A 15,271-nucleotide genomic window follows, 5' to 3' on the forward strand; every position below is an offset into this window, starting at 1 on the left:
AACAGGGGTAGGGTGGGTGGTCAGGCCACTTCGTGGAGGTAGCCGCGGATGGCGGCGGCGAGGGTCTGTTCGCCGGGGCGGGCCCACACGTCGGCGTTGAAGACCTCCACCTCGATCGGGCCGGTGTAGCCGGCCGCGTCGACCGCCTCGCGCAGGCGGCGCAGCTCGATGCAGCCGTCGCCGGGCAGCGCCCGGCCGAGCAGCACCCCCTCCGGTAGCGGGGTGACCCAGTCGCAGACCTGGAAGGCGGCGATCCACTCCCCCGCCCGGGCGATCTGGGTGTAGACCGTGTCGTCCCACCACACGTGGTACGCGTCCACCACCACCCCGACCACGCCCGGGTCGAACCGCTCGGCGATGTCCAGCGCCTGACCGAGGGTGGCGATGACGCACCGGTCGGCGCTGAACATCGGGTGCAGCGGCTCGATGGCGAGGGTCACCCCGGCGGCGTCGGCGTGCGGGGCCAGCTCGGCGATGGCGTCGGCCACCCGGGCCCGGGCGCCGTCGATGTCCTTGCTGCCGGCCGGCAGGCCGCCGGAGACCAGCACCAGCACCGGGGCGTTGAGGGCGGCCGCCTCGTCGATGGCGCGCAGGTTCTGTTCCCACCAGTCGTCGGCGGTGAAGAAGCCGCCCCGGCACAGCGTGGTCACCGCCAGCCCGGCGTCACGGACCAGTTTGGCGGCGCGGGCCAGGCCGTACTCGGCGACCGGTTCCCGCCACAGGCCGATGCCGGGCACCCCGGCGGCGGCGCAGCCGGCCACCACGTCGGGCAGGGGCCAGTGCTGGGCGGTGGCCTGGTTGAACGAGAAGCGGCGCAACGCCTCGCGGTTCGCCGGCCCGGCCGGCTGCCCCGGGGCGGTCACTGGGTCACCCCCGCGACGGTGAAGTAGGCGCGGGCGCGGGCGGCGGCCAGCTCGGCGTCGGGCAGCAGCCCGGCGGCGTCGGCGAGGGTGAGCAGGGTGGCCAGGTTGGCTGGGGAGCGGCCGGACTGAAGGCCGCCGACCATGGTGAAGTGTTCCTGGTGGCCGGCCAGCCAGGCGAGGAAGACGATGCCGGTCTTGTAGTACCAGGTGGGGGCCGCGAAGAGGTGCCGGGCCAGCGGCACGGTCGGCGCGAAGATCTCGTCGTACGCGACGAGGTCGCCCCGGTCGAGAGCGGCCAGGGCGGCCGAGGCGGCCGGCGCGATGGCCGCGAAGACACCCAGCAGAGCGTCGGAGTGGCCCGCCTCGTCGCCCCGGATCAGCTCCGGGTAGTGGAAGTCGTCGCCGGTGTAGAGGCGTACCCCGGCCGGCAGCCGGCGGCGCAACGCCACCTCGCGGCCCGCGTCGAGCAGCGACACCTTGATCCCGTCCACCCGGGACGCGTGGGTCTTGAGCAGCTCGACCACGGCGTCGGCGGCCAGGTCCAGCTCGGACGAGCCCCAGTAGCCGGTCAGCGCCGGGTCGAACATCGGACCGAGCCAGTGCAGCACCACCGGCCGGTCGGCGGCGGCCAGCAGCTCGTCGTACACCCGCAGGTAGTCCTCGGGGCCGTGGGCGGCGGCGGCCAGGTGGCGGCTGCACATCAGCACCGGCACCGCGCCCGCGGCCTGCACGTCGTCGAGCTGTTCGCGGTAGGCGGCGGTGACCTCGGTGAGGGTGGCCGGGCCGGCCGGCAGCTGGTCGGTGGCGACACCGGCGACGATCCGGCCGCCGGCCGCCCGCGCCTCGGCCGCGCTGCGCCGGATCAGGTCCCGGGTGGCCGGGTAGTCCAGGCCCATGCCGCGCTGCGCGGTGTCCATCGCCTCGGCCACCCCCAGGCCGTACGACCAGAGGTGCCGGCGGAAGGCGAGGGTGCGGTCCCAGTCGAGCACCGCCGGGGCGCCCGGGGTGTTGTCGGCGGCCGGATCGGCGACCACGTGCGCGGCGGCGTACGCGATGCGGCTGCGCGGCGGCCCGTCCGGGCGGGGATGGCCGGCGTCGCCGGCCAGGCGCAGTCGCCGGCCACCGGGCAGGGTCACCTCGACGCCGGTCACAGCGCCAGCTCCGGCACCTCGACCCGGCGGCCCTCGCGGGCCGAGAGCAGGCCCAGCTCGGCCAGCTGCACGCCCCGCGCCCCGGCCAGGAAGTCCCAGGGGAAGGCCTCGCCGGTGGCGACGTGCCGCAGGAAGGCCTCCCACTGCACCTTGAAGCCGTTGTCGAAGTCCTCGTTGTCCGGCACCTCCGTCCACTGCGACCGGAAGTCCTCGGTGGCCGGCAGATCCGGGTTCCACACCGGCTTCGGGGTGACCGCGCGGTGCTGCACCCGGCAGCGGCGCAGCCCCGCGACCGCGCTGCCCTCGGTGCCGTCGACCTGGAACTCGACCAGCTCGTCGCGGTGCACCCGGACGCACCAGGAGGAGTTGAGCTGGGCGATCACGCCGCCGGCCAGCTCGAAGACGGCGTACGCGGCGTCGTCGGCGGTGGCCGGGTACGGCCGACCGGCCTCGTCGACCCGGCGCGGGATGTGCGTGGCGATGGTCGCGGAGACCGCGCGTACCTCGCCGAAGAGCTCCGCCAGCACGTAGTGCCAGTGCGGGAACATGTCCACCACGATGCCGCCGCCGTCCGCGGCCCGGTAGTTCCACGACGGGCGCTGCGCGGGCTGCCAGTCCCCCTCGAAGACCCAGTAGCCGAACTCGCCGCGCACCGACAGCACCTGGCCGAAGAAGCCGCCGTCGAGCAGCCGCTTGAGCTTGCGCAGCCCGGGCAGGAAGAGCTTGTCCTGCACCACGCCGGTGCGTACCCCGGCGGCGCGGGCCGCGCGGGCCAGGTCGAGGGCGGCGGCGGTCTCCTCCGCCAGGGGCTTCTCCGTGTAGATGTGCTTGCCGGCCTCGATGGCCTGCCGGATGGCCTTCTCCCGCTGCTGGGTGACCTGCGCGTCGAAGTAGATCTCGACGTCGTCGCGGGCCAGGGCGGAGGTCAGGTCGGTGGTCCAGTCGTCCAGGCCGTGCCGTTCGGCGATCTCGCGCAGCTTGGTCTCGCTGCGGCCGACCAGGACGAGATGCGGCCATACGGTGGTGCCGTCGGCCAGCGGCACACCGCCGGACTCTCGGATGGCCAGCAGGGAACGCACCAGATGCTGCCGGTAGCCCATCCGGCCGGTGACGCCGTTCACGATGATGCCGATCGACCTGCGGGTCATGGATGTCCTTCCGTCACGCACATCAGGTAAGCGCTTTCCTGCCAGCCTAGGCCCCGCACCCGAACCGGGGCAAGGGCTTGCCCCGCAGCGGTCGTTCCGGCCGTCGACGGCGGTGTGCCGGCACCGGCGCACCGCCCCGGGCCTGGTCGCGGCGGCGCCGGCGACAAGGCGTGAGCTGCGCGAACCACGGAACAGGAAAGGGCCTTCACTGCGGTACGGTGACGCTGGCCGGGTGGCGCGTGGCCGGCGCAGGCGTGAGGGGGCGGTACGTGGCGACTCTGTCCGATGTGGCCCGGCGGGCCGGTGTCTCACCGGCCACGGCATCCCGCGTGATCAACGGCAGCAGCAAGCCGGTGACCGACGAGTTGCGCGAACGGGTGCTCCGGGCGGTCGCCGAGTTGCAGTACGTGCCCAACGCCCACGCCCAACTGCTCGCCCGCTCGCATCGCGGCGCCGTCGGCGTGATCGTGCACGACGTCTCCGACCCGTACTTCTCGGAGATCACCCGGGGGCTGCAACGGGTCGCCACCGACCAGGGCCGGCTGCTGATGATCTGCAACAGCTACCGCGACCCGGAGCGGGAGCTGGAGTACGTCGAGCTGCTGCGCGGCCACCAGGTCGCCGCCATCATTTTGGCCGGCTCCGGCTACCACGACGCCGACTTCACCCGGCTGCTCAACGGCAAGCTGGCCGCGTACGAGGCCACCGGCGGGCGGGTCGCGGTGATCGGCCGCCACGAGCACTCCGGCGACGCGGTCATGCCGGACAACCGCGACGGCGCCCGGCTGCTCGGGCAGGAGCTGTGCCGGCTCGGGCACGAGCGGATCGGGGTGGTGGCCGGGCCACGGGTGCTGACCACCACGACCGACCGGCTCACCGGGCTCCGCGAGGCGCTCACCGGGCACGGCCGGGAGCTACCCGAACACCGCATCCGGTACGCCGAGTTCGACCGCGACAGCGGGGCGGACGCCACCGCCGCCCTGCTCGACGCGGAGCCCGGGCTGACCGCGATCGCGGCGCTCAACGACTCGATGGCCATCGGCGCGCTGTCGCTGCTGCGCTCCCGGTCGGTGGCGGTGCCCGGCCGGGTCAGCGTGTTCGGCTTCGACGACATGCCGATGGCCCGCGACGTCACCCCGGCGCTGACCACCGTCCGACTCCCCCTGGTGGAGATGGGCGCGCGGGCGATGACGTTGGCCCTGGACGCCGGAGCCACCCGCCCGCGCGTGGAGTCGCTCGCCGCCGAACTTGTCCGCCGCGACAGCACCGGCCCCGCTAGCTGAGCCGGCGCGCCAGCCACAGCCCGGTGGTCAGCTTCTGCTCGACCACGCCGCCGCGTCCGTCGACGAGGTCGGCCAGGGCCCGGTGCAGGCGGGAGCGCTGCCGCTCGGGCAGCATCCGGTGCGGCGAGAACGTGGAGAGCAGGGTCAGATAACGGGCCGTGTCGTAGCGCACCACCGTCTCCACCTGCCGCTCCTGCACGTCGGTGAACCATGGCGAACCGCGCAGCTCCTCGGGGCGGAACGCGCCCGGATGGCGGGCGTGCACCGGCTGTCCGGGCTGATCGGCGATCTCCGGCGCGTACTCCAGGTAGACCGCGTCCATCTGCGCGCGCAGGCCGGCGTCGGCGAAGTCGTAGTCGTGCCCGAAGATCGCGAGCACCCCACCCGGCGTCAGCGCCGTGGCGGCCAGTCGGGTGCGCCGGTCGCGCTCGACCCAGTGCCAGGCCTGCGCGCTGGCCAGCAGGTCGACGCCGCCGGAGGGTGGGACCCAGTCCTCGAACCGGCTGACCACCACCGACACCAGGGCGTCGCCGTCGACGTGGCGGGCCAGCAGCGCCGCCATCGCCGGATCGGGTTCGACGCAGGTCAGCGGTACGCCGAGACCGCGCAACAGCGCCGTGCCCTTGCCCGTCCCCGCGCCCGATTCCACCACGCTCCTCGGGGCCCGCCCGGCATAGTCGAGGATCAGCTCCAGGATCTCGGCCGGATAACCCTCCCGTGCCTCGTCGTACGCCTCGGCGACCTCGCCGAACACCCGCCGCTGTTCCCGTGCCGCCGCCATGGCTGGAGCCTACTGAACCTGCCTACCTGATCAGGTGAGGTCGACCGGACCGACAACGCGGCCTCTCCCCCGACGACGCTATCTACGGTGGATCGACTGCTGTACATGGTCTCCCCCAGCCCACGCGACGCCGCAATCCGTTCCAACATTCCGCCGACAATCCGTGGCCCAGAGTTGCCATCAAGCGGATGACAAATGCGAATGTCGGCAAATTGTTGGCAGTCCGCGACAGCACTTGCCGACACGTGGAGCGACAGCGTCTGATATCCGTGTCGCTGTCCACATCGGCTCAGGTAGGCCAATCGCGAGACGACCTGTTGTCAGCGGCGAGACCAGGATGGCCTGGCGTAACCTTGGCCGCACGCTGGCCGAGTTGAGGCTGGCCGCAGGCTACACACAGCACGTATTCGCCGGGCTCGTGCAGTACGGGCGCAGTTCCGTAGCCAACACCGAGACTGGCCGCCAGCAGTCCGGCCGCTCGTTCTGGGTACGTTGTGACGCTGTCCTCCATGGCACCCGCGCCGAAGGGGAGACGTTAAGAGAACTGCGCCGGGTCGAGGCACGCTGGGCCGAGTTTGCGAGTTGGACGGCCGACAATCTCGGCGATGCCCGGGATGCCAGCTACTGGCTCCGGCACGCGCTTTCGCTCTCCCACCAAGCGGACGACGACCAGATGATCTCTTATGTGCTCATGCGTCAGGCTCAACACGCCGTCGAACGCCGCGACCCAGACAGCGCTCTAACGTACCGCCAGGACGAGGGAATGACGAGGACCTGGCTGGCGACGGCGTACGTGCTGCGTGGTCGCATCGAGGAGACAGCCGAGCAGGCCGACAAGGTCCTCACGCTCGCGGCCGAAACGGGATCGGTCCGCCTTACGCAGGCGCTGCGCCGCGTGGACGCCGAACTCGCCGCTTACCGATCCCAGCCGCCAGTACAGCGCTTCCGCGCCCGATATGCCCTCGCCGCTCAGATCAGCGGCAGAATTGGCACGTGAATCTTTGGACAACCGCTAATGCGACCGACGAGTCCCGCCGCCACGCGAGGGTCGCAGTCCTGCCCATCGGCAGCTTCGAGCAACATGGCTCGCATCTACCGCTCGCCACGGACACCATCGTCGCCAGCGCTGTCGCCTCCGCGCTGGCGGAACGCTACAGCCTGTTCCTGCTACCGCCGGTCACGATCTCATGCTCTCACGAACACGCCGCGTGGCGAGGAACGGTCAGTATCAGCGCGACGACCCTCATTGCCATCGTTGAGGATGTCGCGGCCTCCCTCCACCGCCAAGGCATCGACCATCTCGTGCTGGTCAACGGGCACGGCGGCAACTACGTGCTTTCCAACCTGGTCCAGGAGGCCAACACCGACGGGCCGCGACTCGCGCTGTTCCCCAGCCGCAGAGACTGGGAGCAGGCGCGCCACGATGCCGGATTGGAGAGCACGAGCCACGACGACATGCACGCCGGAGAGATTGAGACATCGATCCTGCTACACGTCGCGCCGGACACCGTCACGGCGGAGTTCGAGAAAGCCGACCACCTTACGGAGCGGCCACACCTCCTGATGGTCGGCATGGGTGCGTACACCGACACCGGCGTGATCGGGCAACCATCGTTGGCGACCGATACCAAGGGGAGCGACGTGCTTGCCAGTCTCGTGCGCAGCTTCGAGCACACTCTTGGTTTGCTGACCAAGGAGCAGAAGCACGCCACCTCTGGCGACTAGTAGTGCTTTGTCACATTTCGGTATAGTTCGAGGACTGTTGGTGTGGTGAGTCGTTGGCTCCGATGTGGATGTTCGGGAAGTGGAGCGTCTGGCTGGCGATCTGGCCGATTTCACCGCTGATGTGTTCGGGTCGTTGACTCGGGTCGGGTGGCAGGATCGGGCTGGGCAGTATGTGCGTGGGTTGATGGTGGATGGGCGGCGTAAGTCGATCCAGCCGATGGCGGGCCGTCTGCCGGGTGTGCATGATCAGGCGTTGAACCATTTCGTGACGAACAGTCCGTGGAATGTGGTGCCGGTGCGGCGGCGGCTGGCGGTGCGGATGGATGAGGCGATCGCACCGGCGGCGTGGGCTCTGGATGACACGGGCTGGCTCAAGTGCGGCAGGGCGTCGCCGGGTGTGGCTCGGCAGTACACCGGGACGGCGGGCAAGGTCACCAACTGCCAGATCGGGGTGAGTCTGAACCTGGTCACCGACATCGCGTCGTGTCCGGTGGACTGGCGGTTGTTTATGCCCGAGTCGTGGGATCCCGCCTCGGCCGAGGCTGCCCTCGATGTCGATGTGCGGCGGGCGCGGTCGCAGATCCCCGATGAGGTCGGGCATCGGGAGAAGTGGCGTCTCGGGTTGGACATGATCGACGAGGTGATCGGGTGGGGGCTGACACCGCCGGTGATCGTGGCGGACGCCGGATACGGAGACAGCGGCGAGTTCCGCCACGGCCTGGCCGAACGCGGCTTGTCCTTTGTGGTGCAGGTGGCCACCACGATCGGCGTTCAACGGCAGGAAGCAGCGCGGACCGCGCCACCGGCGGCGTGGACAGGCCGGCGACCGACACTCCGATACCGGGACCCCGCGACCTCGGTCAAGGATCTGGTCCTGTCCCACGGTGCCGCCGCGGCCCGCTCGGTGTCCTGGCGTGACGGCTCGCGCACCCGCGCAGGCCAGCCGGTGAAGATGCGCTCCCGGTTCGTGTTCCTGCGGATCCGGCCAGCCGGACGTGTCCTGCTCGCCGCCCACCGCGACCAGGACCTGCCCGAGGCGTGGCTGATCGCCGAATGGCCACCCGACCGCGACGAACCCACCAAGTACTGGCTGTCGAACCTGCCCGCCACCACCCCGAAACGCACCCTCATCCGATGGGCGAAACTCCGCTGGCGCATCGAACACGACTACCGCGAACTGAAAACCGGACTCGGCCTCGACCACTACGAAGGCCGCACCTGGCAAGGCTGGCACCACCACGTCACCCTCGTATCCGCCGCCCACGCCTACTGCACCCTGCAACGCCTCGACCCAAAAGCCCCCGCGCCGGCCTGACCCTCTACGCCCTACTCCGCGAACTCCAAGCCCTCCTGGCCCGGCTGGCCGGCGCATGCCCCACCTGCAAAACCCGCTTCCCCACAAGAAGAAAACCCCGAGACCGTCTCCGATCATGACAAAGCACTACTAGGCCGCATGAGCAGGTGGGTTCAGTCCCGACCACGGCTGGATGGCGCTGCCGAGTCCCACCCAGCGGCAGCTCTCCCCCGACGACGGGGTCCGCCGCCGGCTGGCGCTGTACCGGATGCACCTGCACCTGCTGATGACCGTGGAGATGCCCAGCCGTGGCATCACCCCGGCCAACGACCCCGGCCGGCACGCCCTGCTCGCCGAGCTGCTGGACCGCGACCTCGCCGGCCTGTCGGGTGGCTGACCGGTTCGGGCGGCCCGGAGGCGTGCCGGCGGTGCCGGCTAGCCGGCCGCGGGAGCGAAGCGGGCGAGCGGGTTGGCCAGCGCGCCGACGAGTTGCAGCGCCGCCGACGGGTCGGCGAGGTCGACCATCTGCTGGTTGTCGCGCAGTTGCAGCCGGTTCAGGCAGGAGAGCGCGAACTCGCGGGCGAACAGGTCGTAGCGGGCCAGCCGCTCGGTCAGGTGCGGCACCTGGTCGGCGTACTCGGTGGCGCAGTCGGCGACCGCCCGCCAGAAGGTCTCCTCGTCGACGACGCCCTGGGTGGCGAGGGTGGCGGCGAGGAAGCGGAAGAAGCAGTCGAAGACATCGGTGAATATCGACAGGAGCTTCATGTCCTCCGGGACGTCGGCCCGGATCCGCTCGACCGCGGGGGGCAGCTCCGCGTCGGCGTTCATCACCACGATCTCCTCGGCGATGTCCTTGAAGATCACCCGCTCGACCACGCCGTCCCGCAGCACCAGGATGACGTTCTCGCCGTGCGGCATGAAGGCCAGGTCGTACGCGTAGAAGGCGTGCAGCAGCGGCGTGAGGTAGGCGTTCAGGTAGCGGCGCAGCCACTGCACCGGCGCCAGCCCGGAGGCGGCGATCAGCTCGGCGACGAAGGAACGCCCGTCGACGTCGAGGTGCAGCAGCGACGCCATGGTGGCCAGCCGCCGGCCGGGCGCAAGGCCGGGCACCGGGCTCTCCCGCCAGAGCGCGGCCAACATCTTCCGGTACGGCGAGTAGCGATCGGTGGCGGCCTCGTACTGCCGGTGCCGGTAGCCGACCGCGGCCCGCTCCCGGATGATCGTCAGGCCGGTGGACCGGAACACCTCGTCGCCGGCGATCAGCTCGGCGAGCCAGTCGTTGATGGCCGGGGTGGCCGACATGTAGGCCGCCGACAGCCCCCGCATGAAGCCCATGTTCAGCACGGAGAGCGCGGTCTTGACGTAGTGCCGATCCGGCACGCTGACGTTGAAGAAGGTCCGGATGGACTGCTGGGCGAGGTAGTCGTCCGGCCCCTCGCCGAGGTGGACGAGCCGACGCAGGGCCACCTCTCCGGCGAAGGTGACCGACAGCTTGTTCCACCACTGCCAGGGGTGCACCGGGATGAGGTGGTAGTCGGCCAGGTCCAGGCCGAGCCCGGCCATGGTCTCGGCGAACCCGGCGAGGGTGGCCTCGTCCAACTCCGCGCGGACCAGCGTGTCGTAGTCGAGGTCGGCGGCGCTGGTGAACGTCGCGTGGTCGCGATGCGCGGCCAGCCAGATCAGCCGTACCGGCCGGGCGGTCTCCGGGGCGTAGCAGTGGTACTCGTCGACGCCGAAGCCGAGCCGGCCGTTGTTGGCCACGAAGCAGGGGTGACCCTCGGTCATCGACGTCTCGATGACCTGGAAGTCGGCCTCGACCAGCTTCGCCGCCGTCGGCAGCGGACGGTCCAGCTTGTACGCGATGCCGGCCAGCGTGGAGCTGATCTCCTCCAGGTAGACCGGCAGGATCCGGTCGCTGAGGCCGAGCGCGCCCCGCAGGTCGAGGCAGAGGTCGACCGCGTCCAGCGGCAGGGACTCCTCGCCCCGGCACCGGGTGATGCTCTCCGGGTCGATGTCCCAGTGCTCCAGGGTGAGCACCCGCGCGGCGAACCGGTACTCGACCGCGCCGGAGTCGCCGGAGACCGCGTACCACCGCCGGCCGTCGGCGTCGGCGGGAACGGCCGTCGGGTCGACCGGCTCGGGGGTGAGGAGCCGCTCGTGGGTGAACTCGGCCAGCGCCTTGCGCACCAGCAGCCGGTTGGCCCGCGCCCAGTTGTCGGGGCGCAGGTGGTCGACCGCCGAGCGCGAGGGATGGGGCGCAGGCAGCTCAGGCGTGGTCAAAACGGTGCTCCTTGGCTATGGTGGCGGCCACGAACCGCTGCCGGGTGCAGATGCTCAGCAACGCCGTCTTCTCCGGCTTGTCGATCGGGCCGATCACCTCGAAGCCGACCGCCGCGTTGAGCGCGTGCACGGCGGTGTTGCGCACATCCGGTTCGACCACGACCCGCGCCACCGCCGGGTCGGCGAAGAGCCAGGCCATCACGGTGGTGATCACGGCGGTGGTGAAGCCGCGCACGGGGGTGTCGGCCGGGGCGCAGAGAAAGTGCATGCCCACGTCGCCGGGTCGGGCGTCGTAGAGCCCGACCAGCTCGACCCGCGCCGGATCGTACCGCTCGGCGAGGAAGGCGGGCTCGCCGCGCCACAGCCCGAGGTAGGCGTCGTGATGCGGGTGCGCGGCGATCCGGCCGTACTCGGCGGCGACCCGCGCGACGTCGGCGTCCTGCATCATCCAGAACGCCGCCTTGGGGTGGGTGACCCACCGGTGCAGCAGCGGGGCGTCGGCGGCCACGTCGAGCGTACGCAGGGCGAACTCGCCGAGCTGCCGGTCGTGTCGGGTGTAGACGACCTCGGTCACGCGGTCACCCCGACCGGTGCACCGAATTCCTGGAACGTGATTGACTTCTCCACCGGGTACGGCTCCCGGCCGAGCATCTCGCGGATGATCCACGCGTTGCGGTAGGGGCCCATGCCGAGGTCGGGCGAGGTGATGCTGTGCGTGTGGGTGCCGCCGTTCTGCAGGAAGATGCCGCGCCCGGTGTGGTCGACGCTGTAGTTGCGGGCGACGTCGAGCCGTCCGTGGCCGTCGAAGCGCAGCCGCTCCCGGACCGGGTCCAGGAACGCCGGCACCTGGTACCGGTAACCGGTGGCGAGCACCAGCCCCTCGGTGTCCAGGGTGTAGTCCCGTTCCTGCTCGACGTGGCGCAGCCGGAGGCTGTGCAGGCCGGTGGTCTCGTCGTACGCCACGCCGGTCAGCTCGGTGTTGGTCATCAACCGGGTGTTCACCGGACCGTCCACGCTACGCGCGTAGAGCAGGTCGAAGATGTCGTTGACCAGGTCGGCGGAGATCCCCTTGAACAGCCCCTTCTGCTCGGCTTCCAGGCGGTAGCGGGTCGGCTCGGGCAGGGCGTGGAAGTAGTCCACGTAGTCCGGTGAGGTCATCTCCAGGGTGAGCTTGGTGTACTCCAGCGGGAAGAAGCGCGGTGAGCGGGTCACCCAGTTCAGCTGGTAGCCGTACGTGTCGATGTCGCCGAGCAGGTCATGGTAGATCTCGGCGGCGCTCTGCCCGCTGCCGACGATGGTGATGCTGCGTTTGGCCCGAAGCGCGTCGCGGTGCTCCAGGTAACGCGAGTTGTGCAGCGCGTCGGAGGTCAGGCCCGCGCAGGTCTCCGGCAGGTGCGGCGGGGTGCCGGTGCCGAGCACCAGGTGCCGGGCCCGGTGGGTGACGGTGTCGCCGCCGACGGTCGCGGTCACCACGTACCGGTCGTCGGTCGGGTCGTACTCCACGGCGGTCACCTGGTGGCCGAAGCGCAGGTTGGGCAGCTTCGCGGCGGCCCAGCGGCAGTAGGCGTCGAACTCGACCCGCAGCGGGAAGAAGCTCTCCCGGATGTAGAAGGGGTAGAGCCGGCCGATCTCCTTGAGATAGCTGAGGAAGGAGTACGGCGAGGTGGGGTCGGCGAGGGTGACCAGGTCGGCCAGGAACGGGGTCTGCAACCGGGACGACTCCAGCAGCATGCCGGGGTGCCAGGCGACATCGGAGCGGGCCTCCAGGAAGAGCCCGTCGAGATCCTCGATCGGCGCGGTCAGGCAGGCGAGGCCGAGGTTGTACGGGCCGAGGCCGATCCCGATGAAGTCGTGACTGGGCATCCGGGCCTCCAGGGTGGGGTTCGGGCGGGGCATGGTCAGCCGACCGGGCAGGTGAGGTCGGCGGCGGGTGCGGCGTGGGTGTGCACGTACCGGCCGGCGTGCTCGGCGATCAGGTCGAGCACGTACGCGACGTCGTCGGCGGTGGTGGCCGGGTTGAGCACGGTGAACTTGAGGTACTGCCGGCCGTCGACCTTGGTGCCGGCGACCACGCCGAGGCCGGAGGCGGCCAGCGCCTGGCGGGCGTGCAGGTTCGCCGGGTCGGCGAGCTCCCGGCCCGGCCCGGTGGGCCGCCACCGGAACACCACCGTGCTCAGCGGCGACCGGGTGAGCACCTCGAACCGGGGGTCGGCGGCGACCAGCTCCCACGCCTGGTCGGCCCGGTCGCAGACCTCGTCGAACAGCTCACCGACCGCGTCCGGGCCCATCACCCGCAGGGTCAGCCAGAGTTTGAGCGCGTCGAAGCGGCGGGTGGTCTGGAGGCTCTTGTCGACCTGGTTGGGGATGCGCTGGGCGACCATCCGGGCCGGGTTGAGGTAGTCGGCGTGCCAGGTGGCGTGCCGCAGCGTCCGCCGGTCGCGGACCACCAGCGCGCTGGAGCTGACCGGCTGGAAGAAGGACTTGTGGTAGTCGACGGTCACCGAGTCGGCCCGTTCGATGCCGTCGAGCAGGTGCCGGCGGGTCGGCGAGACCAGCAGCCCGCAGCCGTACGCGGCGTCCACATGCAGCCACACCCCGGCCGGGCCGCACACCTCGGCGATCCCGTCGAGCGGGTCGATGGTGCCGAAGTCGGTGGTGCCGGCGGTGGCGACCACGGCCATCACGGTCAGCCCGTCACGCCGGCAGCGGGCGATCTCGTGCCGGACCGCGCCGGGGCGCATCCGCCGGTCCGGTCCGGTCCCCACCAGCACGACCGCGTCCGGTGCCAGGCCGAGCAGCTTGGCCGCCTTCTGCACGCTGAAGTGGCCGGCCGCCGAGGCGATGATCCGCAGCCGGGGCAGCAGGATGCGCCGGTCGGTCGGGCTCGCGCCGGCCAGCGCCTCCTCCCGGGCCAGCAGCAGGGCGTGCAGGTTGGACTGGGTGCCGCCGCTGGTGAACACGCCGTCGGCGGCCGGACCGAGGCCGATCCGGGCGGCCGTCCAGTCGATCAGCCGCCGCTCGATGAGGGTGCCGCCGGCGCTCTGGTCCCAGGTGTCCATCGAGGAGTTGACCGCGCTGAGCACCGCCTCGCCGAGCAGCGCCGGGATGAGCACCGGGCAGTTGAGGTGCGCCAGGTAACGCGGATGGTGGAACCAGACCGCGTCGCGCAGGTAGACCTCGTCCAGTTCGTCCAGTGCCGCGGTGGTGTCGCCGAGCGGCCGGTCCAGGTCGATCGCGTCCACCAGCGGGGCCAGCTCGTCGGGGCGTACGCCGGTGAAGGGTCCGGTCACCTCGGCCACCCGCCGGGCCACCCGCTCGGTGCCGGCCGTCACCGCCTGCCGGTAGTCGTCGACTGTGCCGTCGTTGAACAGGTGGGCCCGGGCTCTGGTGGGCCCGGTCGTCGGCCGGGTCGGCGTTGCCTCGGCGGTGTGTACCGGCAGGGTCATGGACTGTCCTCCACGCTCGGCATATCGATTTTCGGGCAGCCGGAAGCCGCCGCACAACTGTTGGGCGGCGGTTGCTGTGGTTTCGGCAGGTGGAGGGGCGGCCGGTCGGGGTCGCCGTTACCGGCCGCCCAGCGGCGTCAGGTGAGCTTCTTCGCGCCCTGGATCGCCGTGGCGAGGTTCTCCAGCAACGGCGCGGAACCCGCGTACGAGAAGCGGGGCACCGCGTCCCAGCCGGTGACCTGCCCGGCCTGCACGGCGGGCAGTTGCTTCCAGGTGGGCTTGGCGGCCAGGTCGGCCGGTTGCAGGGCGGTGCTGCGGTTGTCGAGCAGGATCAGGTCGGCCGGGAACTTGCTGGCGTTCTCCCAGCTGAGCGCCTCGAAGTAGTCGCCGGCTTCGAGCTTGGTGGGCACCACGATGTCGACGCCGAGTTCGGCGAAGTACATCAGGTCGGTGCTGACCTTCGGGTTGGAGACGTAGAAGAGGTCCGGGCTGCCGGAGGCGGCCATCACCTTGATTCCCGGGTTGGCCTTGACCGCCTGGCGCACCGCCTCGGCGGCGGCCTCGAAGCGGGCCTTGGCGTCGGTGACCTTCGTCGCCGACAGGTCCGCCCCGAGGGCCTCGGCGAGCTGGGCGTACCGCTCGATGGGCTTGGTCATCGGCACCCGGGCGGTGGTGATGGTGACCACCGGGGCCAGCGGGAGGATCTTGTCCTTGCTCTCGTCCGGCACGTACCAGTAGGCGCCCGGGTCGTACATGTGGGTGACCAGCAACTCCGGGCGCAGCCCGGCGTACTTCTCGACGCTGAACTCGCCCCAAACGTTGCCCAGGATCTCCACGCTCTCCACGTCCAGCTCGCCGGCCTGCGGATCCGCGCTGCCGTCGGCCTTCTTGGTCTCGCCGAAAACGCCGACGACCTCGCGGGACAGTCCGAAATCGACCAGCGCGGCGGCGGAGCCGGTGAAGGCCACCACCCGGGCGGGGCGGGCTTCGGCGGTGACCGTCTCGGGGCGGTCGTCGGTGAACGACCACGGGCCGGAACTCTTGTCAGCGCTGGGCTCTGCGGCATCGTCCCGGCCACAGCCGGCGAGCACGGCGGCCACGGCGGCAGCGCCGCCAGCGGCGAGCAGGCCCCGGCGGGAGAGGCGGCGGGCAGAGACGGGATCAGGCATGATGTCGTCTTTCGATCAAGGTCGGGGGGACCGTGGACAGCCGGGGTTAGGCTAACCTAACCTAACTTCCTGTCAAGTCCCGCACGGCGTTTCGCTCACTGGAGTTCACACTGTCCGTCATCGAGTCGCCA

The 15,271-nt window shown here is 71.0% G+C and carries 14 protein-coding genes; 5 read left to right on the forward strand and 9 right to left on the reverse strand.

Going from position 1 to position 15,271, the window contains the following annotated elements; genetic code table 11:
- Positions 1-20: 20 nt before the first annotated feature.
- Genes ACQPYA_RS16220 through ACQPYA_RS16230 form a run of 3 tightly spaced genes read right to left on the reverse strand, consistent with a single transcriptional unit; the run spans position 21 to position 3,162 of the window.
- Positions 21-863, reverse strand: coding sequence for a sugar phosphate isomerase/epimerase family protein (locus ACQPYA_RS16220; RefSeq protein ID WP_433527918.1), 843 nt, complete (start codon positions 861-863; stop codon positions 21-23).
- A complete protein-coding gene (locus tag ACQPYA_RS16225; RefSeq protein ID WP_433527919.1) occupies positions 860-2,014 on the reverse strand; it encodes a dihydrodipicolinate synthase family protein in 1,155 nt (384 codons plus the stop codon). The genes ACQPYA_RS16220 and ACQPYA_RS16225 overlap by 4 nt, the downstream gene beginning before the upstream one ends.
- Positions 2,011-3,162, reverse strand: coding sequence for a Gfo/Idh/MocA family protein (locus tag ACQPYA_RS16230; protein WP_433527920.1), 1,152 nt, complete (start codon positions 3,160-3,162; stop codon positions 2,011-2,013). The genes ACQPYA_RS16225 and ACQPYA_RS16230 overlap by 4 nt, the downstream gene beginning before the upstream one ends.
- A 269-nt stretch (positions 3,163-3,431) precedes the next feature.
- On the opposite strand from ACQPYA_RS16230, the gene ACQPYA_RS16235 reads away from it, so the two are divergent.
- The gene (locus tag ACQPYA_RS16235; protein ID WP_433527921.1) at positions 3,432-4,445 is read left to right on the forward strand and encodes a LacI family DNA-binding transcriptional regulator; all 1,014 of its coding nucleotides are present in this window, start codon (positions 3,432-3,434) and stop codon (positions 4,443-4,445) included.
- On the opposite strand, the gene ACQPYA_RS16240 is transcribed toward ACQPYA_RS16235, so the two are convergent.
- A complete protein-coding gene (locus ACQPYA_RS16240) occupies positions 4,438-5,226 on the reverse strand; it encodes a class I SAM-dependent methyltransferase (protein WP_433527922.1) in 789 nt (262 codons plus the stop codon). The two genes, ACQPYA_RS16235 and ACQPYA_RS16240, sit on opposite strands and share 8 nt — an antisense overlap.
- Before the next feature lie 337 nt (positions 5,227-5,563).
- Here ACQPYA_RS16240 and ACQPYA_RS16245 point away from each other — a divergent pair, with 337 nt between their 5' ends.
- From ACQPYA_RS16245 to ACQPYA_RS16260, 4 genes are all read left to right on the forward strand, one after another.
- Entirely contained in the window at positions 5,564-6,223 is a 660-nt protein-coding gene (locus ACQPYA_RS16245) for a helix-turn-helix domain-containing protein (protein WP_433527923.1), read from the forward strand.
- A complete protein-coding gene (locus ACQPYA_RS16250) occupies positions 6,220-6,951 on the forward strand; it encodes a creatininase family protein (protein ID WP_433527924.1) in 732 nt (243 codons plus the stop codon). Before ACQPYA_RS16245 ends, ACQPYA_RS16250 begins: the two co-directional genes overlap by 4 nt.
- Positions 6,952-7,015: 64 nt before the next feature.
- Positions 7,016-8,266 carry an IS701 family transposase gene (locus tag ACQPYA_RS16255; protein ID WP_433527925.1) on the forward strand — a complete coding sequence of 417 codons (1,251 nt, stop codon included), beginning with the start codon at positions 7,016-7,018 and terminating at the stop codon, positions 8,264-8,266.
- A gap of 172 nt (positions 8,267-8,438) precedes the next feature.
- Complete coding sequence (locus tag ACQPYA_RS16260) at positions 8,439-8,642, forward strand: hypothetical protein (protein WP_433527926.1); 204 nt, start codon at positions 8,439-8,441, stop codon at positions 8,640-8,642.
- A 38-nt stretch (positions 8,643-8,680) separates the two neighbouring features.
- Here the strand turns inward: ACQPYA_RS16260 and ACQPYA_RS16265 are convergent, their stop codons facing one another.
- From ACQPYA_RS16265 to ACQPYA_RS16285, 5 genes are all read right to left on the reverse strand, one after another.
- The gene (locus tag ACQPYA_RS16265) at positions 8,681-10,525 is read right to left on the reverse strand and encodes an IucA/IucC family protein (RefSeq protein ID WP_433527927.1); all 1,845 of its coding nucleotides are present in this window, start codon (positions 10,523-10,525) and stop codon (positions 8,681-8,683) included.
- The gene (locus tag ACQPYA_RS16270) at positions 10,512-11,099 is read right to left on the reverse strand and encodes a GNAT family N-acetyltransferase (RefSeq protein WP_433527928.1); all 588 of its coding nucleotides are present in this window, start codon (positions 11,097-11,099) and stop codon (positions 10,512-10,514) included. Before ACQPYA_RS16270 ends, ACQPYA_RS16265 begins: the two co-directional genes overlap by 14 nt.
- A complete protein-coding gene (locus ACQPYA_RS16275) occupies positions 11,096-12,388 on the reverse strand; it encodes a lysine N(6)-hydroxylase/L-ornithine N(5)-oxygenase family protein (RefSeq protein ID WP_433527929.1) in 1,293 nt (430 codons plus the stop codon). The genes ACQPYA_RS16270 and ACQPYA_RS16275 overlap by 4 nt, the downstream gene beginning before the upstream one ends.
- Before the next feature lie 35 nt (positions 12,389-12,423).
- Positions 12,424-13,971 (reverse strand): pyridoxal phosphate-dependent decarboxylase family protein, encoded by a 1,548-nt coding sequence (locus tag ACQPYA_RS16280; RefSeq protein ID WP_433527930.1) that lies wholly within the window; start codon positions 13,969-13,971, stop codon positions 12,424-12,426.
- A gap of 137 nt (positions 13,972-14,108) precedes the next feature.
- Entirely contained in the window at positions 14,109-15,140 is a 1,032-nt protein-coding gene (locus tag ACQPYA_RS16285) for an ABC transporter substrate-binding protein (RefSeq protein ID WP_433527931.1), read from the reverse strand.
- Between the last annotated feature and the right edge of the window lie 131 nt (positions 15,141-15,271).

Source organism: Micromonospora sp. CA-263727 (genome assembly GCF_050942455.1).
Classification (GTDB): Bacteria; Actinomycetota; Actinomycetes; order Mycobacteriales; family Micromonosporaceae; genus Micromonospora.